This is a genomic window from Flavobacterium sp. BFFFF1, assembly GCF_002256285.1.
GTDB lineage: Bacteria > Bacteroidota > Bacteroidia > Flavobacteriales > Flavobacteriaceae > Flavobacterium.
Genome location: NZ_NKJE01000027.1, coordinates 1 through 23774, shown reverse-complemented (window position 1 = coordinate 23774; position 23774 = coordinate 1). Strand labels below are relative to the sequence as shown.

Below are 23774 nucleotides of genomic sequence, written 5' to 3'. Positions count from 1 at the left end.
ACGCATGGCTAAAACAAATAAGAAGGAACCGGTTGTTAAAAAAGACCCAGCTGATCCCGAAGCTAAGAAAGGTTGGCGGATTAGCAAACAGCATAAGATTCTTGCTGGCAGCTTACTGGTGCTTTTTTCAGTGGCTTTACTTCTATCGTTTATCTCGTTTTACATTTACGGACAGAAAGATCAAAGTGCGGTTGAGCAGCTCACCGATCGCAGCACTCAGGTAGAAAACTGGCTGGGGAAATTCGGTGCCTACCTGGCCGATGTCTTTGTGTACAATGGTTTCGGGATGGCTTCATTCCTTTTTGTTCGTCTTTTGTTCCTTACCGGCGCCTATCTTGTACTGGACCTTCCGCTCAGGAAATTGAAGAATGTGTGGTTTTGGGATTTATTCGCGATCGCCGTTGTTTCCGTATTATTGGGATTTTTTGCCACATTTATGCCGGAACTTGGCGGCGTGGTTGGCTACGAAACCAATCTGTTCCTTCAGGATTTTATAGGAAAAGCAGGAACATTGATGGTATTGATTTTCGGCCTGATCATTTATCTCATTTTTAAGATTAAGATTTCTCCTGAAACCATAAAAGCTTTGTTCGAAAGAACTAAAAAAGAAATAGGCGAAGATCTTGATTCGATCAATACCCCGGTCGCAGAATCCAACAGCCTGTATAACCTGGAAGAATTTGCCGTTGACGACGAACCGGATGAAGAAATGGAGGAACCAACGCTGGTCATTCAAAAGCCGCAATCCCAATTCGAAATCAACAAAGAAGCGTTAAAGCCTACAATCAGCAGTGCATCGGAGTTAATTTTGGAGCCTACTTTGAGGACTTCCTCCCCTCCTATCGAAGTCACGCGTCAAATCGAGACACCGATAGAAGAAACATTCGTCATTGAAAAAGTTGAGGAAGAAGATATCGTTGAGGAAAACCTCGCTTCAAAACTGGTCGCCGATTTCGGACTTTTCGATCCCACACTGGAACTTTCGAATTATAAATTCCCAACAATAGACTTGCTCAAGGACTATTCAACAGGAGGAATCACCATCAACCAGGAGGAGCTTGAAGAGAATAAAAACAGGATTGTAGAAACATTACGGAATTATAAAATTGAAATTGCACAGATTAAGGCCACGGTTGGCCCGTCTGTCACTTTATATGAAATTGTCCCTGAAGCCGGTATCCGTATCTCCAAAATCAAAAGCCTGGAAGATGATATTGCGTTGTCGCTTTCAGCATTGGGAATCCGTATCATCGCACCGATACCTGGTAAAGGAACCATAGGAATTGAGGTTCCAAATAAAAACCCTACGATGGTTGCAATGAAAACCGTCATCGCGTCCGCGCGGTTTCAGGAAGCCGAAATGGAACTTCCGATTGCGCTCGGGAAAACCATTTCCAATGAGACATTTGTGGTAGATCTCGCTAAAATGCCCCACCTGCTGATGGCCGGCGCTACCGGGCAGGGAAAATCTGTCGGTTTGAACGCTGTATTGACGTCGCTTCTTTATAAAAAACATCCGGCAGAAGTAAAATTTGTGTTGGTAGATCCTAAAAAAGTAGAGTTGACGCTTTTTAATAAAATCGAACGGCACTATCTCGCTAAACTGCCTGATACGGAAGATGCCATTATTACTGATAACAATAAAGTAATCAACACGCTCAATTCCCTATGCGTGGAAATGGACAACCGGTACTCCCTGTTGAAAGAAGCCATGGTGAGGAATATTAAGGAATACAACGACAAGTTCAAATCCAGAAAGCTAAATCCTGAAAACGGCCACCGGTTTTTACCTTACATTGTTCTGGTCGTAGATGAGTTTGCCGATTTGATCATGACCGCAGGAAAAGAAGTTGAAACACCTATTGCCAGGTTAGCCCAGCTTGCACGTGCGATCGGTATCCACCTTATTATTGCCACACAAAGGCCTTCGGTGAACGTAATCACGGGAATTATTAAAGCCAATTTCCCTGCGAGGATTGCATTTAGGGTAACGTCAAAAATTGATTCAAGAACCATTCTGGACACGCAGGGTGCCGATCAGTTAATCGGACGTGGTGATATGTTATACACAAATGGCAATGACGTTGTACGGGTGCAATGTGCGTTCGTTGATACGCCGGAAGTGGAAAGAATTACCGAGTTCATCGGATCGCAGAAAGCGTATCCAAATGCATACTTGTTGCCTGAATTTATAGGAGAAGATGAATCTGGCATAAAATTTGACATTGATATTTCCGAAAGGGATAGCCTTTTCAGGGAAGCGGCCGAGATTATTGTAACAGCGCAGCAAGGTTCGGCATCATTGCTTCAGCGAAAACTTAAATTGGGTTACAACCGCGCAGGCCGATTGATTGACCAAATGGAGGCCGCAGGTATTGTAGGTCCCTTTGAGGGCAGTAAAGCACGTGCTGTAAATATTCCTGACCTGGCTTCTTTGGACCAATTTTTTAATAATGAAGAAACTTAATTATTGTATGAAAAAGAGTATGCGAAATTTATTTAAAACCGGATTTGCCGTAGTGGTGATGTGTTTCATTTCAGTTGCGGCAACAGCGCAGGACAAAAAGGCACAGGACTTGCTGAACGAAGTCACTGCTAAAGTGAAGAGTTACGACAACATCGCGATTGACTTCAAATATACGCTGAATAACACCAAAGAGAATATCAACCAGGAAAGCAGTGGGAATGTCGTCATGAAAGGAAACCAATATGTACTGAATTTCATGGGCGTTACAAAACTGTATGACGGAAAAAAAGTCTACACCATCGTTCCGGAAGATGAAGAAATCAGTATTTCAAAAGTCGATGAAAAAGACGCCAATACGATTACACCTTCAAAAATGCTGACCTTTTTCAATAAAGGCTATAAATTCAAATGGGATATTCAGCAAACGGTCAAGGGTAAAAAATTACAATATATTAAATTGGTGCCGGACGACAAAAAAGACAAAAGGAAAGAAATCCTTGTCGGTATCGATACCCAGACCAAGCAAATCTACAATGTGATCGAGCTTGGAAAAAACGGCACCAAAACGACTTTGGTTGTTAATTCTTTTAAAACCAACCAGACATTGCCAAAAAATCAATTTACCTTTGTCGAAAGCAAGTATCCCAATTACTACATCAACAAATTAGACTAAAGACGCGTTGAAAATTCTCGACAGATATCTTCTTAAAACGTTCCTGGTTACTTTTGCTTCGGTATTTGTAATCTTATTTTTTATCTTCATACTTCAGGCAGTTTGGCTCTTTATCGCTGAACTCACAGGTAAAGATCTTGACTTTGTAATGATCCTGAAGTTCCTGTTGTTCTACATTCCGAGCATCATTCCGATGGTTTTGCCGCTGACGATATTGTTGGCCTCTATTATGACTTTTGGTGATCTGTCTGAGCATTATGAATTTGCCGCAATGAAATCATCAGGGGTTTCATTAATGCGTGCGATGCGAAGCCTGATATATTTTATCTTCCTGCTCAGTATCGCTGCTTTTATTTTCGCCAACAATATTATTCCGTATTCCCAGTATAAGTTTATCAACTTTAAAGCCAATATTGCCCAGGTGAAACCCGCGATGGCCATTGCAGAAGGGCAGTTTAGCGATGTTGGTACGTATATCATCAAGGTTGAAAAAAAATATGGCCCAAATGGGAACAAGCTTTCCGGAATTACCATACATAAAAAACCCATAAATGGCTTTGGAAGCACTACGTTAATTAAGGCCAAAAGCGCTGAATTGATTAGCAGTCCGGATTCCAAAGTGATTCAGCTTGTGCTTCACGATGGTGCCCAATTTGAAGACATTATCCCTAAAAAGTATACCGAAAGTCAGAAAATGCCATTCGCCAAAACCACGTTCAAAAAATACAACCTGAACATGGACTTGTCTAAATTGGATAAAGTGGACACGAACAATGACAAAGTCACGAATACAAGCAATATGTTAAAACTCAGTGAACTCACCTATACGCTTGATTCGCTGAATAAAGATTACAAGAAGGAAATGAATTCGTTTTCCGAAAACATACATGTCCGTACCGGAATAATGAATATCCGTCCGGAAAAAGATTCGTCCACCACAGCAATTCCAAAAGACCTGCTTTCCGGATTCGACAATACAAAAAAATTAAAGTTCATTGACGTTGCGAAGAGCAATGTGGGGACCACCAAATTTACAATTGCAGGAAGCAAAGATGATTTTGAGATGAAACAAAAAAACATCAACAGCCATTGGCTTTCAGTGTATGACAAATTTGTGATTGCGTTCGCTTGTATCCTGATGTTTTTCATTGGTGCCCCGTTGGGCGCGATCATACGGAAAGGTGGGCTCGGGCTGCCTATTGTATTTGCCATACTGATTTTTATCACGTTCCACTTTGTAAACACATTCGGAAAAAAATTAGGACAGGAAAACGGTATTACACCATTCCTTGGTGCTTGGATGTCGACAATCATTTTATCACCGTTGGCCATACTGCTGACTTATCGTGCGAAAAATGACCTGCAAATGACGATTAGCTTTGACTGGCTGACGGAACCATTTATAAAAATGTTTCAACGGAACAAAAACAGGCCATCATTTGTTCCGGAAGACCGCGTCATCAATCTTGATACCATCAATACGATTCAGGACGAAGAATGGCGCGATTTACAAAAAATGTCTGATGCCGCGCTCATTGAGACCGTGTATGACTATAAAAAATTCGGATATGCTCCAATGAGGCGTGTGAAAGCGTTGAAAATATTGGAGACCCGTAACATTACCCAGGCCGACCTGATTCAGCAGGAAAAACTTTTCAATACAAAATACGAGCAACTTATTGAGGCCTCGGAAGTATACAATGCCAATTCCGGAATGACACTAATTGCTTATTTTCTGGTATTTATCATGCTTTTTGTTGCAAAAAATAACCCGAGTAAAATTGTGCTGGTCGTGCTCGCTGCTGCGATGCTGATCGGTTTCTACATCGGTATATTTAAGACCGGCAAACGATTGGAAGAAATTAAAGACATCACTGGTAAACGGGTTGGAATATACCCTTGGTTAGCCACCATTCTCGGAATTCCATTTTACATCATATTTCATTTTTATAACCGGCGCGCACTCAGGGAAGCGATTTCTGAAAGTAGCTTATAAACTCATTACAAAGTGTCAGAAAACATACGCTTAAATACAATCGAAGAAGCCATTGAGGACATTCGTCAGGGCAAAGTAATTATTGTGGTTGACGACGAGGACCGCGAAAATGAAGGCGATTTTCTCGCTGCTGCAGAAAAGATTACGCCGGAAATGATAAACTTTATGGCGACCCATGGCCGCGGCCTGATTTGTGCGCCATTGACTGAAAAACGCTGTGCAGAACTCGACCTTCGGGCCATGGTGACACACAATACCGACCATATGGAGACTGCATTTACGGTTTCTGTGGATTTGAAAGGCCATGGCGTTACCACGGGAATTTCTGCATTGGACAGGGCAAAAACCGTCCTTGCATTGACCAACGAAGACACGAAACCTTATGACCTGGCCCGACCCGGACATATTTTTCCGTTAATTGCAAAACAGGGCGGTGTTCTGAGGCGTACAGGGCATACCGAGGCGGCGATTGACTTTGCCAGGCTTGCAGGTTTCAAATCGGCTGGCGTCATCTGCGAAATCATGAACGATGACGGATCGATGGCGAGACTCCCTGAACTGGTTGAAGTCGCGAAAAGATTTGACCTTAAGCTTGTTTCTATCGAAGACCTCGTGGCCTATCGCATGCAACACGACAGTCTAATTGTAAAAAAAGAAGATTTTGATATCGAGACCCGCTTTGGAACATACAGGTTCAGGGCCTACCAGCAAACCACAAACAAGCACATTCATATCGCCCTGACAAAAGGAACCTGGAATATTGGCGATGCGGTACTTACCCGAATCAACTCTACTGCAATCAATAACGATATTTTAGGCACACTGACCAATGAAGCAGATAAAAAGCTCGACGATATGTTTAACCTGATCAATGCGGAAGGAATGGGTGCTGTGGTCTTTATCAATCAGGAGTTGCAACCAGGGGATTTGCTTAGCCGTATTATAGAACTCAAAGATTTGCAGGCGAAAGGCAATTTTAAGGCACCACAAATAAAGATGGACATTAAGGATTTTGGTATTGGAGCGCAAATTCTGCACGATATTGACATTTCTAAAATCAGGCTGGTTTCCAATACCCAACAAAGCAAACGTGTTGGGATGATTGGATATGGCCTTGAGATTACAGAATACGTGAATTACTAGAATGCATCGGTAAATAAATACCGTGCGGGTAGGTTTTGAACCCCCTATTTCATTGAGCATTATTGGTGTCAAATTTTTTACTTTCCGTGACGGCCTGAAAATGAAAAGGTTAAAAATGGATTGAAAAAATATTCCTTTTTTAATGCAAAAATGTTTTGCATATCGAAAAAGCATGCTATATTTGCAACCGCTATCAGCAATGACAGCGGCACATATTGGAGAAATGGCAGAGTGGTCGATTGCGGCAGTCTTGAAAACTGTTGACTGTAACAGGTCCGGGGGTTCGAATCCCTCTTTCTCCGCAACATGCTTTACAAAGCACTTCAAAAACCCCGAAATCTTAGGATTTTCGGGGTTTTTTCTTTTAATTCCCTATCAAACGATTCATTAATTCGCAATACTTGAGGGGTACAATTCGGGGTACATCGCTTTATAAAAAACAGGTACCCCGAATTACTCGCCAAGCCCAGTGTTTTCAACCTGTTCAGAAAATGAACATCTTGTACCGCTTTGACATTTAAACTAAATTATTAATGTCAAAAAGGAAGATCAAAATGAAAGCAACAATCTCCAATCTCTTTTATCTTAAAAGAGCTAAAGTCAACTCCAAAGGCTTAGTAGCAATTTTTCACCGCATTACCGTCAACGGAAAACGAATCGAGAAAAGCACCGGTAAATACATTGACCCTGTTAAGTGGTCTGTCGAAGGCGCTAAAATGAAAGGTGTTTAATAAGAAGCGCGTTCAATCAAGTATATTGATTTGATGACACCTAAAAGTATGAATTTTTAGTGGGGAAGCTGGCACAAAATGGCATGATGAGCTGACTTTTCGCTTTTCTATTTTATTCATTTTATTGACTTTGGTCAATTTTGATTAAAACTTGTTGAAATAAATTTGAGAAAATTAAAAAACAGGAAAAATGAAAAAACGATTTATGCTATTCTCATTGCTATTTAGTTTGATTTCTTTTGCACAAACAGGAGTAATTAGAGGCACTATTGTAGACAAGCAGTCCGAAAAAAGTATTAGCGGTGCAACAGTCGAATTACTAAGTGACCCAGGCAAAGGCAGCATCACCGACGAAAAAGGAAATTTTGAATTGTCAAATGTTCCTTTGGGCAGACAAACGATAAGGGTCAGCTTTCTGGGTTATGAAAGTTCTACGGTTCCGGATATTGATGTAACTACTGGAAAAGAGGTCATCATTTCAGTTTCTTTAGTAGAAAAATTTGATAAGCTGGAAGAAATTGTGATTGTAAGTGATGGGAACAATAAAGCAAAATCCATCAATAAACTGGCAGCAGTATCGGTTCGACAATTTTCTCCGGAAGAAGTTAACAGGTACGCTGGTGGAAGAAGTGATGTAGCACGATTGGCGTCAAACTTTGCAGGCGTCTCTACCGCGGACGATAGTAGAAATGATATTGTTGTTAGGGGTAACTCACCCACTGGTTTACTTTGGCGATTGGAGGGAATTCCAATTCCCAGCCCAAATCACTTTTCGACTTTCGGAACGACAGGAAGTCCTGTTTCCGCCTTAAATCCAAATTTATTAGCAAATTCTGATTTTATTACTTCTGCATTCCCCGCCGAATATGGCAATGCACTGGGTGGTGTTTTTGATTTGGGACTTAGAAAAGGGAACAACAAAGAATATGAATATTCAGTTGGCGTAGCTGCATTTCCCGGCGCAGAATTAATGGCTGAAGGTCCGTTAGGAAAAAAAGGCGGGTCGTTTCTTGTTGCGGCTCGTTATGGGATCGTTGGTTCACTAGGATTGGCTGGAACAACGGCGCAACCTAATTACAACGACTTTTCATTTAATCTTGATTTTGGGAAAGGTAAGTTTGGGAATTTTTCGGTTTTTGGAATTTTTGGTGATTCAAATATTGACTTAATAGGAAAAGATGTGGAGTTATCCGATGACGATTTATTTGCTACAAGAGACGAAGATAGTTTTGTAACTTCCGGTTTTGGCGTTTTTGGGTTAAAACACACGATCGACATCGGTTCAAAATCATATTTAAAAACCATAATAAGCGGTTCTGTAACGCGCAATACTTTTGAAAATGACAGGTATTTTAACTTAGAAACACCTACTGAATTCAAAATACGTTGGACTGAAGTGGATAACACCGAAAACAGGATAACATTTTCAACACTTTTCAATTCTAAAATATCCAAAAAATTTACATTCAGAACGGGATTATTACTGGAGCAATATTCATTAGAAAATAAATTATCAGACCGGGAGCAACAGGATGATAATAACGGCGATGGACAACCTGACTTTGTCAATCTAATAAACAATGATGGGGCCTATTCTATTGTGCAGCCTTATGCCATGGGACAATTCAGACTAACCGAAAAATTGACTTTTAATGCTGGTTTACACGGGCAATACTTTTCGTTGAATGAGGAGTTTGTTTTTGAACCAAGGACAGCATTGACCTATGCCATCAACAACAAGAGTGCAATAAACATAGGATACGGTTTACACCATCAAAATGCAGCTGCTCCCCTATTGTTCTTAAATGAAAACATCGGGGGGAATCTCGTTCAAAGTAATAAAGCATTGGATTTGGTTAGAAGTGCTCATTATGTTTTAGGCTATGATCTAAGATTCGCGGATAAATGGAGAACAAAATTTGAAATTTATTATCAGGCCATCGACAAAGCAGCAGTAGAAAAAACGTCATCAAGCTACTCTTCCCTTACCGAAGGTGCCGATTTTGGATTCTCTACAGACAAAAATTCTTTGGTAAGCACCGGTGAAGGATTCAATCAAGGTGTGGAATTTACATTGGAAAAATTCTTCAGTAAAGGATACAATTTACTTTTTACTACTTCATTTTTTGAGAGTAGATATACCGGAAGTGATGGAGTAGAACGAGACTCACCGTTCAATAACGGATATGTAATTAATGCCTTAGCAGGAAAAGAATTCAAAATAGGCAACGCAAAAAAGAATGTTTTTACCATCAACACCAAATTCACTACAGCGGGAGGAAGGTACTACACCCCTGTCGATTTAGCGGCCTCAAATGCAGCCGGTTATGAAATAAGAGATGATGCCAATGCATTCAGTGAACAGTATGACGCCTATTTAAGACTTGACTTAAAATTCGGATTCAAATTGAACAGCAGTAAAAAGAAACATTCACACCAATTTTACGTGGATTTTCAGAATATAACCAACAATACGAACGTATTCTCAAAAGATTATAACCGATTGACACAGCAGGTTAATCAAATCGACCAAATTGGATTTCAACCGGACTTTGGTTATAGATTTCAATTCTAAGAATAGTGAGTTTCATGTTTAATTTTGTTTGAGTTAGTTTTATTTAGAGTTTGTACGCACCAAAATGCGATGCAAACTCTATTTTTTTATTGCAGCAAATGGTATCCTGTCAAACAATTTAGAGCGATTTACGAGAAATAGGGTAAAATATAATTCGTTTAGGTTTAATTTTGAGGATATTATAACTAAATACCAAAACAGTTTTGTCAAAATGATGATTATTTTTGTTGGTTAACCCCTTACTCCATTAAATAAAAAAATGACAGATAATTTAAGATTTTTTCTATCCAGGTTTGCCAATTTAAGCGAGCAAGAATTAGAAGCTTTTACAGCTATTTTTACGCCTATCAGTGTTAAAAAATTAGACCATCTTTTTTTAGAAAATGATATGGTTTCAAATATCTACTACATTAATGATGGGATTATGAGAGGCTATTTCAATAAACAAAGTACTGATATTACGACCAACTTTTATTTTGGCCCTACTATGATGACTGATTTGGTTGCGGTAAGAAGTAATAAACCTACTCAAATGAATGTACAGGCACTCAAACATACAAATTGTATGGTGGCAAAGTTTTCTGACCTGGATGATTTAATTGATGCCTATCCAACCATGGCATCTGTTTTTTTTAAATTCTTAGAGCATTTATACCTTTTTGGGGTAATACGACAACATTCTTTTATTTTTGATACGCCTCAGGAGCGGTACATGAAATTATTTTGTGAACGTCCAAAAGTAGTCTCAGAAATACCCCAACGATACATATCGTCTTATCTGGGTATTAAACCCGAAACTTTAAGCAGAATTAAAAATCGAATTTTTAAAGAGCTGTAAAAATGGAGAATTTAAAATTATTTACTTCCAATTTTGCGGACCTCACCGAAAAGGAGTTTACAGATTTAGAAGCATTGTTCCAACCCATGAATATTAAAAAAATGGATCATGTTCTCGCTATGGGAACCTATGTTAAAGATTTGTATTTTTTCGACCGCGGAACCTTTAGGGTATACCATCTTAAAGATGGTGAAGAGTTTACGACCAAGTTCTTATTTAGTCCATGCATATATGCCGAACTGTTTTCGATCCGGAATTTAACGCCTACTTTTTTCAATATTCAGGCATTGACGCCTTGCGATTGTTATAAAGCCAATTTCCGGGAAATAGAAAAATTAGTGGAAAAAAGTCCTAATGTAGGTAGATTGTTTCTAAAGCTCTATGAACATATTTATATGAAAGGTAAAAAAAGAGAGATCTCATTTATTTTGGATTCTCAAACCAAAAGATACAACAATTTGATTGCTGAAAATCCTCAGATACTTGAAGAAATCCCGTTACAATATATTGCCTCGTACATTGGTGTAAAGCCAGAAACACTGAGTAGAATCAGGAAAAAGAACAGCGACATTTAAGTTGTTGAATCACTATAAATCATATTGGACAAATTGCATCATGACCCTTTATTTTTTTCTGAATTTTTAGGAAGTTAATTATTCTTTTATCTTTATATGCTGATCAGAAAGCGCAGTTTATATTGACATTCAAACCCGAACTTTCAGGAACAAACCGGCAAACACCGCCAATGCAGACCAATCCGCCGCGCTGCCTGCCATAACTCAGTTGGATTCGGGTGGCGTTTTTAGAATAACTGGTGCCCAGCGTGTAATAATTGATCTTTTTACTGGTTTCGGAATTACCATAGTTGTAGAGATTATTATTAAAGACAGACCAATTCGAATTAAAGTTATATTCCACCAAACCAGCAGCCCAATTTTTAAAACTGGCATCTGCCCATTGGTGTTGCAATTCCAGCTTTAGCGTTTTACTTCCTGAAAAGTTATACAAATTGTCCCAAACGATGGTTTTGCTGTTCACCTCACCAAAACTTTCCTCGACATATTTTGCGTTGTAATATTGCTGCAGATAGGTAAAAATAGCAGTCCATTTTTGGTTGATGTTTTTCCTGATTTCGAAGCTGTAATCGTTGTAAAATTTGTGCCCAAAGCCAAAAAAATCTGCCTGGTATTTCCGTTCATCAGCATCATATCTCCCCTTTAAACCGTGCCATAATGATGAATTTAAAGCGATATTCAAACCATTTTTACCACCAAGGGCACTCCCCTTTTTAAAATTATAAAAAACATCAACCTGTCCGCCGATTTCTCCGGCTTTATTGCCATCGGGTTCAAATCGGATATTGGGCTGTGACTGATATACATAAATATTGGTCAGGCTGTAATCAAACTGTTTGGTAATGGACGGGATGTAGTTTAACAATCCCTGGTTAAAACTGTTGCGTGTCAATTTCCGCTCCGCGTACAAACCAAAATTTTCGGTTCTCCTTACATTGGCATTTATTCCAAATCCTTTTTTGGCATAACCGAGGTTGACCAAAAGGGCGTCGCCATCAAAGAGATATTGCGGTTTTACGGTTTCAAATTCGACCAACGCCTCTTTAGATTTAAAGACATATTCGATATCAAATGAAAATCCCTTCCTTTTAAAAAAACCGCGGCTCGAAACAAGGTAAACGTCTGAAGGAACATCCAGGCCGGTTTCATGCTTATTCACATAGCTGAAGCCCACGCCATAATTAGAACTTTTGATTTTTAAAGCACTTGAAATCTTAAAATCGGCATTCCATCCAAATAGAGTACTTTCGGATAAATCCGTCGAAAAACCATTGCGCTGTTTCCCATAAAGGGTTGTCAATTCCAAACTTTTGAACGGTTTGTATTTTATTTTTCCACCCACCAATGAATTTGCTATTCCGAGTGGCTTGTCTTCCCAGGCCCTGAAAACCAAACCGCTTCCAAATTTTTCATAGAAATGCCCCACCGTAATATCTAATGTGTTTTTGGTGTTGGAATAATTCAAATAAAATGTCCCGGGTTTGGTTCCCACAAATTTGGGATAATAATTCAACAGTGCTTTCGACTCATAACTTTCTACCTGAACACCAGCCGTAAAATGATGGTACCTGTAATCCAGTTTTAAATAACTGTTGGCCCGAATCCGGTCTTCAGTTTCGGTAGGCTCAAGCTGGATTTTGCTATCATCAATATACCAGGAGCCATAGGATTCAAAGCTGCCGGAGAGTTGTGCGTGTACATTGTGAAAAGCCAGTAAAAGCAACAATATGGAGAAAATTCCTTTCATCTTATTACTGATTTTCTGAAATCACTTTTTCGATTCTTGCTTCGTCTCCCTTTACAAAACCAGTTTTGGTAAAGATGATTTTACCTTCTTTTACGACAATTAGATAAGGTATAGAATTAATGTTTAATTTCCGTTTGAAATCCTGGTTTGTGTCCAGCAGTACTTTAAAATCCCATCCTTTTCCCGCTTGCAATGCCGCTACTTTCCGGGCCGTTCGATCATCATCAACAGAAACGGCATATAGGTCAAATTGATATTTTTCTTTCCAGCTTTCCAAACGCTCATTTACTGCCGAAAGTTCCGTGAGGCAGGGAATGCACCAGGTTGCCCAAAAGGTGATGACAATCGGTTTGGCGCCCTGTTCAGCAAGAATCTGCGTAGAAACCGTTTCGCCATCAATCGTTTCAAGTTGTGCCAACGGAATTTCCTGCGCAGTGATTTTGGCCGATAGCAGTAATACTAATAGTAGGAGGATTTTTTTCATGATGCGATTTTTTTTCTTTAGACAAAAATATTTCCAATTTTTATCATCCATTGTCAACTAGACGACAATTCGCTCAAAATAAGACGACTACTTTTACACCATACAAGAAAATAACTTCTTAAAAAGAATGCTATGAAAAGGAATCTGAAATTAAAATCATTATTATCGTCATTATTGCTTTTGGTCTTAGTTGTTGGTTGCACCGAGACCGAAAGTGATTTTGAAGAAACACAAACGGTTACTTCTGTAACCATATCCACAGATCAATCTGCTCTGGAAACCGGTGGCACCGCAACGTTTACGGTACTTTCTAATTTAGGAACGAATCTTACTTCAGCATCGGTTTTTTATATAAATGATGTCGCCATTGCCAACAGTAATTATACGTTCCTTACTGCCGGAACATACAATGTAAAAGCGGTATATCAAAATTTAACCACCAATGTTATCCAGATTACCGTTCAGGACCAGGTTGTCATTCCAACACAATTTGTAAACCGTGTTTTGGTCGAAGAGTATTCGGGAACATGGTGCGGCAATTGCCCAAGAATACTGTACGGAACGCAGTTGCTAAAGGAACAAACTGATAAAGAAGTATCAGTTCAAATTCATCTTTTTAATAATGACCCTTTTATCACAGCACAGGGAAATGCTTTGGCCACAGCCCAAAATGTAAGCGGTGTTCCCACAGGAAGAATAAACAGGACTATAAATTGGTCTGGCCCGCAGTATCAAAATGTAAACCAGGTCCTGAATGAAATTAAGCCGGGCGCCCCTGTTGGAATAGCCATAAATTCGACGCTGGATGGCGGTAATATTAACCTTAATTTACTTTTTGGCTATAACAATACTGCCCTACAGACCAAATTGGTAGTGTATATCGTGGAGGACAATTTATTTTACTCACAAGCCAATTATTCGTCTAACCTTTACAATGGTTTGAGTTCCATTCCGAATTTTGAATACGATGGTGTGCTGCGATCTATTGTTACGCCAATATCGGGTGAAGCCATTACGGTAAGTGGTAGCCAGGTTACGAAGAACTATACGATTGCTTTACCATCCAATGTTGCTAACGCCAACAATGCAAAAATAGTCGCCTTCCTGGTGGATGCCAATTCGAATGCGGTCCTAAACGTAAGGCAGGCGCGTATTGGTCAGACCCAGGTTTTAGAATCCTTATAATATTTTTGGGTTTGTTGTGTTTCAAAATCCCATTACGATGGGATTTTTCAGTTTGTAAATGTCATACGATGAATCCGGGTTAAATCGAGCCCATCACCATAATATTCCAGTATCCAATATTTGATTTAGAATTAAGCGAATTGTATCCGGATTTTTATTCCTTTTTTTTGGAGCAGTTGATTGTGATATATTGTGCAAGCAGTCCAAGTCCCAAAGCGCCCAAAAAAATTTTCCATATACAAGTTTTTATTGATGACGAGATACTTAAATCGCATAATTGTAAGATTATATTTAACAATGGGTTTATTTTAACAATATTTTATCGTTTTTCATCAAAAACTCTCTTTAGTCGAGACAATTTAATTTATATTGGACAAAACTTTCTCTTTTAGCGATTGTGCGATGAGCAAATTTTTTCCTATATGTCACAACCTCACACCGTCCAATTCCTCCAAGAAGGTTTCCAAATCGTAAATTACGATTGGAAATATGTATTTCTAAATGATATTGCAATAAAGCAATCCGGAAAATCCCGGGAGAAATTGATTGGTTTTGAAATGTTTACAATATTTCCTTCAATGGCTGATAGCCCAATTTTTGACCTGTTGAAGGAGTGCATGAAAAATCGTAAGCCCAGCCGATTCGAGAATAGGTTTACCAAGGAAAATGGTTCATTTAGTTGGTTCGATATCCGATTGCAACCTTGTGACGAAGGGATTTGTATTTTTTCAGTAGACATCTCGGACCGAAAAGAAAATGAAATAAAGCTCAAAAAAGCAAATGGGCTATATGCGCTGCTTACAAACATCAGCCAGAAAATTGTCACCGTAAAAAGTGAAGAAGAATTATTCCATGACTGCTGTCACTTCGCCCTGCGATTCGGGAATTTTAGTATGGCGTGGATTGGATTATTCGATTCAAAATTGGAAACGCTCACCATGGTCGACCAAAGCGGGATACCTAATGCCGACTTACCATTATTCGATGAAGCCTTAAAAAAACCAAACGCGCAACTGAGATACATTGTCCAATCCGGGAACTATTACATCTCGACCGATATTCAAAATGAACCTGGACTTGAACCGTGGAAGCTGTATGCCCATAAACATGCGATAAAATCATGCATCCTCCTACCCCTCAGCAGGTCGGGAAATATCGTAGGCCTTTTAAATCTCTATTCGGCCGAATCTGATTTCTCGGACGATGATATCAAGCTGCTGCAGCAACTGACCACAAACATTTCGCAGGCACTGGATATCTTTCAAAAGCTGGAACAGCAACATCAAAATCAGGCGCTGCTGCTTGCAAAAGAGCAACGATTCCGGCATACGCTGGATAATATGATTGAAGGCGCGCAGATTCACGATTTCGATTGGCGCTATACGTACGTAAATGACGCGTTGGTAAAATACAGCACCTACAAAAAAGAGCAATTGCTGGGCTATACGCTGATGGAAAAGTATCCCGGGATCGAACACACTCCCCTATTTGAGACGCTCTCCTGTTGCATGCACGACCGCATCGCAGCCCAGTTGAATACTGAATTTGTTCTTCCTGATGGTTCTACTGCCCAGCTTGAGTTAAGCGTTCAACCGGTTCCGGAAGGCATTTTCATCCTTTCAGTTGATCGTACCGACCAACTAAAAGCAACGGCAAAATTAACGAAGGCAAACAGGCTGTATGCCTTTAACAGTGCCATTAATCAAAGTATCGTCCAGATAAAGGAAGAACGGACGCTCATGGAGAGTACCTGCCGTATAGCGGTGGAAATCGGCAAATTTGTATTGGCGTGGATTAATACAATTGAAAACGATACCATGAAACGCGTATGCATTTCGGGTACCGCCGAAGCCGTAGCGGCGGCCAATGCTTATGATAATCTTATCGTGAATGACATTATTTTTCATGATGCACCCACCGGAAATGTTTTTCGAACCGGACGGTACGCTATAAGTAATGACGTCATGGTTGACCCTGCCATTAAAAAATGGAAACCACGACTTTTGACTTGCGGAATTCATTCCTCGATTTCGCTGCCCATTAAAAAGTTTGGCGTCACGGTCGGCGTCTTCGAATTACACGCCGGAATCAAAGATTTTTTTGATGAAGAGGAAATCGCCTTGCTTCAGGAAGCGACCGACGACATTTCATATGCATTGGAAAACTTCGAAAAAGAAAAAATACTGACACAGGCAGAGGAGCAGATTCAAAAAAATGAAAAGCGGTTCAAAGTGCTCATTGAAAAAAGCGCCGATATAAAAACCCTGGCCACAAAGGAAGGACTGATTATTTATGGCAGTCCATCGTTTACAAAAATTCTGGGATATGATCCAGCGGAATTTCTCAGTACTTCACTTTTAAACCTTATCCATCCCGACGATCTGGACGCTTTTAAAGTTAGTAGGAATAATATCCTTGAAACTCCAGGAGGCACGTTTGAATTCCAGCAACGCAGAAAACACAAAGACGGCCGTTGGCTCTGGTTTGAAGGCAGTGTCACGAATATGTTATATGAGCCCGGAATAAACGCCGTAGTATCCAATTTCAGGGATATTACCCAAAAAAAGGTATCAGAGCAGCAACGTGACTTTGACAATAGGAATTTAAACGCATTGATTAACAACACCAATGACCTGTTGTGGAGTGTCGACCTCGATATAAACCTTGATCACTTCAAATAAGCCTTTTGATCAATTGACAAAAGAAATTCATGGAAAGTCACTTTGCAAAGGCGATTATGTCCTTAAAGGAATTAATGCAGAAAGAGCGGAACGATTTTTAACATATTACCAAAGGGCGTTCAATGCAGAGATCTTCACGGTGATCGAACGCAGTGACCGGCCTACCGAATTTTGGTTGGAGATTTCATTTTACCCGATTCAGATTGACGACAAAATCATTGGTACCGCCTGCCACTCCCGTGATATCACCGAGCGTATTAAAAGCGAGCATTTGTTGCGTAAAAGTGAAGTGTTTAATCTTGGTATTCTTGACTCATTAAGCGCGCACATCGCGGTAATCAAGGAAAATGGCGAAATCATTACGGTGAACGAATCCTGGAAAAAATATGCTCGTGAAAATGGAGATAGCCGACTCAAATACACTTGTGAAAGCAGCAATTATTTTAAGGCTTTTGACAATGCGATGAAAAATGGAGACGCCGAAGCCGGTAAAGTGCTCGTTCAAATTAAAAAAGTACTGGCAGGACAGGTTTCCGATTTCTATTATGAGTATCCATGCCATTATAAGAAACAGCAACGTTGGTTCTCCATGCTCGTCCGTAAGTTTGAAAATGATGAAACGCTGATTGTCATTTCGCATCAGGATATCACCCCCAGGAAACTTGTGGAAAATCAACTATTACTGAACAACGCTTCACTTCAAAAAACAAACCACGAGCTGGACCGCTTCGTCTACAGCGTTTCACACGATCTTCGGTCGCCACTCACTTCGATGCTTGGCTTAGCCAACCTTATCGAAACGGAAAGCAACGAGCCCGACACACTATTGCATATCGGAATGATCCGCAGCAGCATCAGTAGGCTTGATAATTTTATCAGGAACATCCTCCACTATTCCCGCAACAATAGGACAGACGTTGCAAATGAATACATAGCCGTAAAGGATACGGTATACGAGATTATTGCCTTGTTTAACGGACCCAAAGAATATGAAGACATTGCGTTTGAGGTTTCCATTTCAGAGGAGATTCCATTTTATTCTGACAAATACCGGTTTGCTACGATTTTAGAAAACCTGATTTCGAACGCCATAAAATACCATAAAAAAGAAAAAGACGGCAGGTTCATCAGAATAAAAGGTAAAAGCCATAAAAACGCTCTGGAATTAGAAATTGAAGACAATGGCAGCGGCATCGCCAGGATTTACCACTCCAAAATTTTCGATATGTTTTTCCGCATAGGAAATACAATCAATGGCTCCGGAATCGGACTTTACATTGTGAGGGAAAGTATTGAAAAATTGGAAGGCACCATAACACTTACGTCTGACGGCAAAACAGGTACGAAATTTAACATTACACTTAAAAATTCCCAACCATGAAAGAGAAGCCAGAATATATCTGCAAATGTATGATGATCATTGATGACAATGATATTGATCGGTATATCGCAAAAAAAGTGATTTCGCATGAACAGTTTTGCGACAACGTATTGGCTTATGGCAATCCCGTCGATGCATTGCAGTACCTTCGTCACCACCAAGACGATATGGATGCACTTCCCATGATCATTCTCCTGGACATCTACATGCCGGAAATGTCGGGTTTCGAATTTATGGAATGCTACAATCAATTGTCGGAGGCGCTTAAGAAATATTGTGAAGTATACATCATATCCTCTACAATCGATCCGCACGACCTGACGCGCGCGGCAATCGACAAAAATGTTGCAGCGCTTCATGTCAAGCCAATTGATAGTGCATTTCTTTCATCACTGAGAAATAAATAACGCAATCCGAAAGCCTTTAAATGGGTACGCACTAAACACTAAAACCCTAAAAATAATGCCCGTAATGCCAATCAAAGCGATTATCATCAGCGAAAAATCAGAAGGCGTTGCCATTCTCCACAGTTTCGAAAATGAGAACGCGGTAATCCTGAAAATTCTGGGTGAGGCCAGCAGTATTGCTGACGGCGTCGCGCTCACAGATACGCAGCGACCTGACCTGATATTCCTCGACGGAAGGATCGACGGGGTCGCGTTTTTCGGACAACTAAGCAAATTGGATTTTATACTTCCGAAAGTCATCATGTTTTCCGGAAATCCCTGTGACGCAGTGAGAGGATTCCAATTCAATGCGGTCGATTTTTTACTGATGCCAATTGATTTCAATATGCTCATGATGGCCATGTACAAAGTAATCAAACGTATTGAAATGGAACGGTCGTTACAGCACCAGAATGTCGGGAAAATTTCACGGGAAAATTTAAATATAGCCAAGGGATTTGTAGCAGTATCCTCTCTCGATAAAATTGAACTGCTTCCCATGGCTGAGATACTATTCTGCAAATCCGACGGAAAATACACTATTTTTAACCTGTCAGATGGCCGGAAAATCATGTCATGCCGCAATTTAGGGGAATACAGCAAAATCCTCGATGAAAACTGCTTCTTCAGAGTACACCACTCTTACATCGTTAACCTGCTGCATATTAAACAAATTGTGAAGAAAGATGGCTATTTCTGTGAATTCATCAATGGCCTGACCGTTCCCGTAGCGACCCGAAGACAGGAAGATTTTCAACGTTTCATGAAACTTTAAAGTTATAGCAATGCAAAAACCATATACACGGATAATGATCATTGATGACAATGCGGTCGATTTATATATCGCCTCGCGCATGGTTACGTCCAATCAATTTGCCGATCACGTTATTGGATGCCTGTCAGGGCTTGAGGCATTAGTGTATCTTCAAAATAACGGAAACAATCCAGACCTACTGCCACAAATTATCTTTACGGACATATACATGCCTCTAATGACCGGTTTTGAGTTCCTGGAAAGTTATGACCAGCTGCCGCAAAGTGTCAAAGCATACTGTAGGGTTTTTATGCTTTCGTCATCTATTGATGATTCGGACATCATCCGCTCGCAGACCGACAAAAACTCGGGAAAATTTCTTGTTAAGCCAATTACTAAAAAAATTCTGGACGACATCCTCGCCGGACTGCTTTAACGAGCTCCATTTTCTGTAAACCTTTCTTCTTCCGATAGTTTCTCAAATCCAGGGTGTTTTTACGACAAAACGGATTGCATCTTTATGGTTTATTCCTGAGGGGCTGCAGTTATCCCACCACGGCCACGGATGTTACTTTTACCGCATTTACAGGGTAAATTATACCGACATTTGAACTATGCAAAACGACGGTATCCTGATAGACAATGTTCCGATGGAAAGTATTGCCACTAATACAATCCCGGTGCTTTTCCTATCCTAACTTTTTGTTATTTACAGTATATCGACACGAAAGACGACGGAAGTAATGGTGTTACAATCGGCTAAAACACATTAAAAATAACGGGGATTTCAAGTATGCAAAATCAAATTCAAAATAGCCTTCAGGATCCGGACGTTGTTTATACAAACACATTTGGCACAGTTTCAGGCGATAATTTCACCATTCATGCATTGGATAACAGGGTTATAAATCTTGACAATAACCTGCGTAAAGTAAAACTAATCAAGAAGCGCCGATACCGCAAAAATCTTTTTTTCTTTGTTTTATCAGTTGTTGCTGCGGTGGTTTTTTATGCAGGCAAAGACAATCGGTTCATTGCTATCGCATCAGGTGTAATTTCGCTACTGACCATGGTGGCATCGATGCTAATCGTAGAATACCGTTTTAAATTTATGGTGGTGCGAAAATATGATTTCAGTGAATACCGGACAGACCATCGATACAGTGACGACGCGCAACAGCTCGCATTACTGGTCAACAAAAAAATCAGAACAAACGATCGACTGTCAGCGCTTTAAATAATGCACGTCTTTAACAGCACCCTGTGCTGAAATAATTAAATTTTATCCGCAATGCCATCTGGATTTTGGTAGGTAACAGTATACATTGTCGCAGTGGGGAGCACAAAAATGCTGTTACCTGATGGCGCGGATTAAATTTTAAAAGGATATTTGATAACAATCTTTATTTCCTAAGGTACAGCAACGGATTCTTGTTTAGTACACCCAATAAAATGGTATTTCTTTAACAAAATTGCAGCGCTCGATTCGCTAAAAATTTAGTAAATTCGGGAGGCTGTAAATTACTATGGATACATTTCTATCAGGTCGGGAACAAATGCTGGGCAACATCGTTGAGACGGCCCCCTTCCCTATTGGCGTTTACACTGGTAATGAGCTCACCATAGCACTGGCAAATCCCGCCATTATGAAAGCATGGGGAAAAGGAAGTGACGTCGTCGGAAAACGGTATACTGAAATTTTGCCGGAACTTGAAAATCAGCAGATTTTTGACCAACTACGAAATGTCCTTTCAACCGGATTACCTTACCACGCTAAAAATCAAAAGGTAGACCTTGAGATTGAAGGAATATTAAAAACGCACTATTTCAACTACAGCTTTACGCCGCTATTTGATAATGAAGGCAATGTTTACGGCGTCATGAACACCGCAGCGGATGTCACCGACCTGAATTTGGCGCAACAAAAATTGATTGAGGCGGAAGGGCGGCTTGTTCTTGCCGTGGATTCTGCCCAGCTTGGCACATATGAGACCGACCTGGTTTCTGAAACTTTGAAAACGTCTGACCGATTTAATGAGATTTGGGGCGTTAAACCACCCGTGACCAGAAAGCGTATTATCGAGGCCATCCACCCTGACGACCGACAGGTACGAGAGAAAGCACATGAAAAGGCGATGTCAGACTGCACCAATGTTTTTTATGAAGCCCGTGCGATACATCCTGACGGCGCCGTGCGCTGGATCAGGGTCAACGGCAAGATTTTATGCGACGACAATGGCATCCCGATCACTTTGATTGGGATTGTGCAGGATATTACCGAGCAAACTGAAACTGCTGAACACCTGACAAAGCTCGTAAAAAAGCGCACCAGCGAACTTCAACGTTCCAATGAAGACCTGCAGCAGTTTGCGCATGTTGTTAGCCACGACCTGAAAGAGCCGATTCGCAAAATTAAGATGTTCATTGATTTACTTGAAAATTCGTTGGACGTTCAGCCTGAAACACAGGAAAAAAAGTACATTACAAAAATCCAACAGGCAACGGACCGTGTCTATACGCTGATTGATGGCGTGCTGAACTACTCGACAATCAGTGCTGATAATCAACCTATAACAGTTATTGATTTGAATGATATTTTTAATCATGCCCTTACGGACCTGGAACTTCTTATCGAACAAAAGAAAGGAACTGTTACAAAAGCCACCTTACCAAATATTGAAGGCGTCCCAATCCTGATCCAACAGTTGTTTTATAATATCATCAATAACGCGTTAAAATTCCATCGTGACGGTGTTGCGCCGGCGATTAACGTTAGTGCTTCCATTGTTAAGGCACAAAACAATAATTATGCCCATATCCGTATTTCAGACAATGGTATCGGATTGCAGGAAGCATTTGCCAAACGAATTTTTACTGCCTTCGAAAGGTTAAATCCAAAAGATTTGTATGAAGGCACGGGATTAGGACTGGCACTTTGCAAAAAAATAGTGGAACGGCACCATGGAACTATTGAAGCTGAAGGAAATGAAACGGGTACAACTTTTACAGTCTGCCTGCCAATAAAGCAATGGGAAGATGGTATTTAGCCATCTCCCCTCACCCTTTGTTTAGTTCAATTTGTTCGATATAAGGCTTATAAATTCCTTTCTGGTTTTGTCTTTTTCGAAAGCGCCGTTGAATGAAGATGTTGTAGTAACGCTATTTTGTTTTTGAATGCCACGCATCTGCATACACATATGCTGACATTCCATAACGACGGCAACGCCTAACGGCTGCAAAGCTTCCTGTACACAATCTCTTATCTCATCGGTTAGTCTTTCCTGTACCTGAAGTCTTCTGGAAAAAGCCTCCACAACCCTAGGAATTTTACTCAGGCCCACAATTTTTCCATTCGGAATGTAAGCCACGTGAACTTTTCCAAAAAACGGAAGCAAATGGTGCTCACACATAGAATAAACTTCTATATTTTTCACAATTACCATTTGTTTATGCTCCTCCGTAAAAAGTGCAGACTTTAAGATCTCTAAAGGGTCTAATTCGTAACCATGTGTTAGAAACTGGAAAGCCTTTGCGGCGCGCTCCGGAGTTTTCAATAATCCTTCCCGTGCTATGTCTTCCCCTAGATTTGCTAGTATTTCCCTGAAATCCTTCGCAATTTCATCTGTTTTTTCTTCGTTGTATTGATCAATTTTTTTGTAGCTGGTCATTCTCTAAAGTTTGTTTTTTAATTTTTGTTGAATTTAAAACAATAATTATGAAACAAATGTTAATTATTAAATATCTTTAATCAGGAAAATACTGCCAAGGATATCTTAGCCTATAAACACCATGTATTTCAAATGCCAACAAAAAATCCCGCTCTAAAGGCGGGATTTTTCTATTTGTATGATTTAGATTATTTCTTGATGATCCTCAGGGATTTTGTTTTGCCATCCTGCATCACAATCACGTTGTACACGCCTGATGGATAACGCTGCCCGACCTGTTCTGCCTTAAAGGCTTCCGGAGCCAATTCCTGCTGCTCGACAAGTTTACCTGCCATATCGTAGATCAACAACGTGATCTTCCCGGTACCTTCACCCCTTACATCAAAATGGAAGTAAGTGTCGCTCGGGTTCGGATACGCAATCACTTCAA

At 40.2% G+C, this 23774-nt stretch carries 20 protein-coding genes and 1 tRNA gene; 17 read left to right on the top strand and 4 right to left on the bottom strand.

Features of this window, described 5'->3' with window-relative positions:
- The first annotated feature begins 4 nt into the window (after positions 1 to 4).
- The 9 genes from CFE23_RS13885 (at position 5) to CFE23_RS13845 (ending at position 10998) form a co-directional block, all read left to right on the top strand.
- Complete coding sequence (locus CFE23_RS13885; protein WP_291089124.1) at positions 5 to 2467, top strand: DNA translocase FtsK; 2463 nt, start codon at positions 5 to 7, stop codon at positions 2465 to 2467.
- Between the two features lie 7 nt (positions 2468 to 2474).
- Positions 2475 to 3140 (top strand): outer membrane lipoprotein carrier protein LolA, encoded by a 666-nt coding sequence (locus CFE23_RS13880; protein ID WP_291089121.1) that lies wholly within the window; start codon positions 2475 to 2477, stop codon positions 3138 to 3140.
- Positions 3141 to 3147: 7 nt separating this feature from the next.
- The gene (locus tag CFE23_RS13875) at positions 3148 to 5136 is read left to right on the top strand and encodes an LptF/LptG family permease (protein ID WP_363331611.1); all 1989 of its coding nucleotides are present in this window, start codon (positions 3148 to 3150) and stop codon (positions 5134 to 5136) included.
- A gap of 12 nt (positions 5137 to 5148) precedes the next feature.
- On the top strand, positions 5149 to 6279 hold the full coding sequence (gene ribB / locus CFE23_RS13870; protein WP_291089118.1) for a 3,4-dihydroxy-2-butanone-4-phosphate synthase: 1131 nt from the start codon (positions 5149 to 5151) through the stop codon (positions 6277 to 6279).
- Positions 6280 to 6496: 217 nt separating this feature from the next.
- Positions 6497 to 6581: transfer RNA gene (locus CFE23_RS13865), tRNA-Ser, on the top strand.
- A 231-nt stretch (positions 6582 to 6812) separates the two neighbouring features.
- Positions 6813 to 7010: an Arm DNA-binding domain-containing protein gene (locus tag CFE23_RS13860; protein ID WP_291089115.1), complete on the top strand. Its 198-nt coding sequence runs from the start codon at positions 6813 to 6815 to the stop codon at positions 7008 to 7010.
- Positions 7011 to 7200: 190 nt separating this feature from the next.
- Entirely contained in the window at positions 7201 to 9585 is a 2385-nt protein-coding gene (locus CFE23_RS13855; RefSeq protein ID WP_291089112.1) for a TonB-dependent receptor, read from the top strand.
- 259 nt (positions 9586 to 9844) lie between these two features.
- Positions 9845 to 10423: a Crp/Fnr family transcriptional regulator gene (locus CFE23_RS13850; RefSeq protein ID WP_291089109.1), complete on the top strand. Its 579-nt coding sequence runs from the start codon at positions 9845 to 9847 to the stop codon at positions 10421 to 10423.
- A 2-nt stretch (positions 10424 to 10425) separates the two neighbouring features.
- On the top strand, positions 10426 to 10998 hold the full coding sequence (locus CFE23_RS13845; RefSeq protein ID WP_291089106.1) for a Crp/Fnr family transcriptional regulator: 573 nt from the start codon (positions 10426 to 10428) through the stop codon (positions 10996 to 10998).
- Between the two features lie 103 nt (positions 10999 to 11101).
- On the opposite strand, the gene CFE23_RS13840 is transcribed toward CFE23_RS13845, so the two are convergent.
- Positions 11102 to 12745, bottom strand: coding sequence for a DUF6029 family protein (locus CFE23_RS13840; protein WP_291089104.1), 1644 nt, complete (start codon positions 12743 to 12745; stop codon positions 11102 to 11104).
- A 4-nt stretch (positions 12746 to 12749) separates the two neighbouring features.
- A complete protein-coding gene (locus tag CFE23_RS13835) occupies positions 12750 to 13229 on the bottom strand; it encodes a TlpA disulfide reductase family protein (RefSeq protein ID WP_291089102.1) in 480 nt (159 codons plus the stop codon).
- A 132-nt stretch (positions 13230 to 13361) separates the two neighbouring features.
- Here CFE23_RS13835 and CFE23_RS13830 point away from each other — a divergent pair, with 132 nt between their 5' ends.
- The 8 genes from CFE23_RS13830 (at position 13362) to CFE23_RS13795 (ending at position 22723) form a co-directional block, all read left to right on the top strand.
- Positions 13362 to 14414, top strand: a complete 1053-nt coding sequence (locus CFE23_RS13830; protein ID WP_291089100.1) for an Omp28-related outer membrane protein — start codon at positions 13362 to 13364, stop codon at positions 14412 to 14414.
- A 422-nt stretch (positions 14415 to 14836) separates the two neighbouring features.
- Entirely contained in the window at positions 14837 to 17095 is a 2259-nt protein-coding gene (locus CFE23_RS13825; protein WP_291089097.1) for a PAS domain S-box protein, read from the top strand.
- Positions 17079 to 18476 (top strand): PAS domain-containing sensor histidine kinase, encoded by a 1398-nt coding sequence (locus CFE23_RS13820; protein WP_291089094.1) that lies wholly within the window; start codon positions 17079 to 17081, stop codon positions 18474 to 18476. Before CFE23_RS13825 ends, CFE23_RS13820 begins: the two co-directional genes overlap by 17 nt.
- Complete coding sequence (locus tag CFE23_RS13815) at positions 18473 to 18883, top strand: response regulator (RefSeq protein WP_291089091.1); 411 nt, start codon at positions 18473 to 18475, stop codon at positions 18881 to 18883. Before CFE23_RS13820 ends, CFE23_RS13815 begins: the two co-directional genes overlap by 4 nt.
- Before the next feature lie 64 nt (positions 18884 to 18947).
- Positions 18948 to 19697: a LytTR family DNA-binding domain-containing protein gene (locus tag CFE23_RS13810; RefSeq protein ID WP_291089089.1), complete on the top strand. Its 750-nt coding sequence runs from the start codon at positions 18948 to 18950 to the stop codon at positions 19695 to 19697.
- A gap of 34 nt (positions 19698 to 19731) precedes the next feature.
- A complete protein-coding gene (locus CFE23_RS13805) occupies positions 19732 to 20112 on the top strand; it encodes a response regulator (RefSeq protein WP_291089086.1) in 381 nt (126 codons plus the stop codon).
- Between the two features lie 357 nt (positions 20113 to 20469).
- Positions 20470 to 20913: a hypothetical protein gene (locus CFE23_RS13800; protein WP_291089083.1), complete on the top strand. Its 444-nt coding sequence runs from the start codon at positions 20470 to 20472 to the stop codon at positions 20911 to 20913.
- A gap of 289 nt (positions 20914 to 21202) precedes the next feature.
- On the top strand, positions 21203 to 22723 hold the full coding sequence (locus CFE23_RS13795) for an ATP-binding protein (protein WP_291089080.1): 1521 nt from the start codon (positions 21203 to 21205) through the stop codon (positions 22721 to 22723).
- Between the two features lie 21 nt (positions 22724 to 22744).
- Here the strand turns inward: CFE23_RS13795 and folE are convergent, their stop codons facing one another.
- Entirely contained in the window at positions 22745 to 23344 is a 600-nt protein-coding gene (gene folE / locus CFE23_RS13790) for a GTP cyclohydrolase I FolE (protein WP_291089077.1), read from the bottom strand.
- Between the two features lie 188 nt (positions 23345 to 23532).
- On the bottom strand, positions 23533 to 23774 hold a 242-nt coding region (locus tag CFE23_RS13785; RefSeq protein ID WP_291089074.1), incomplete at its 5' end, for a T9SS type A sorting domain-containing protein.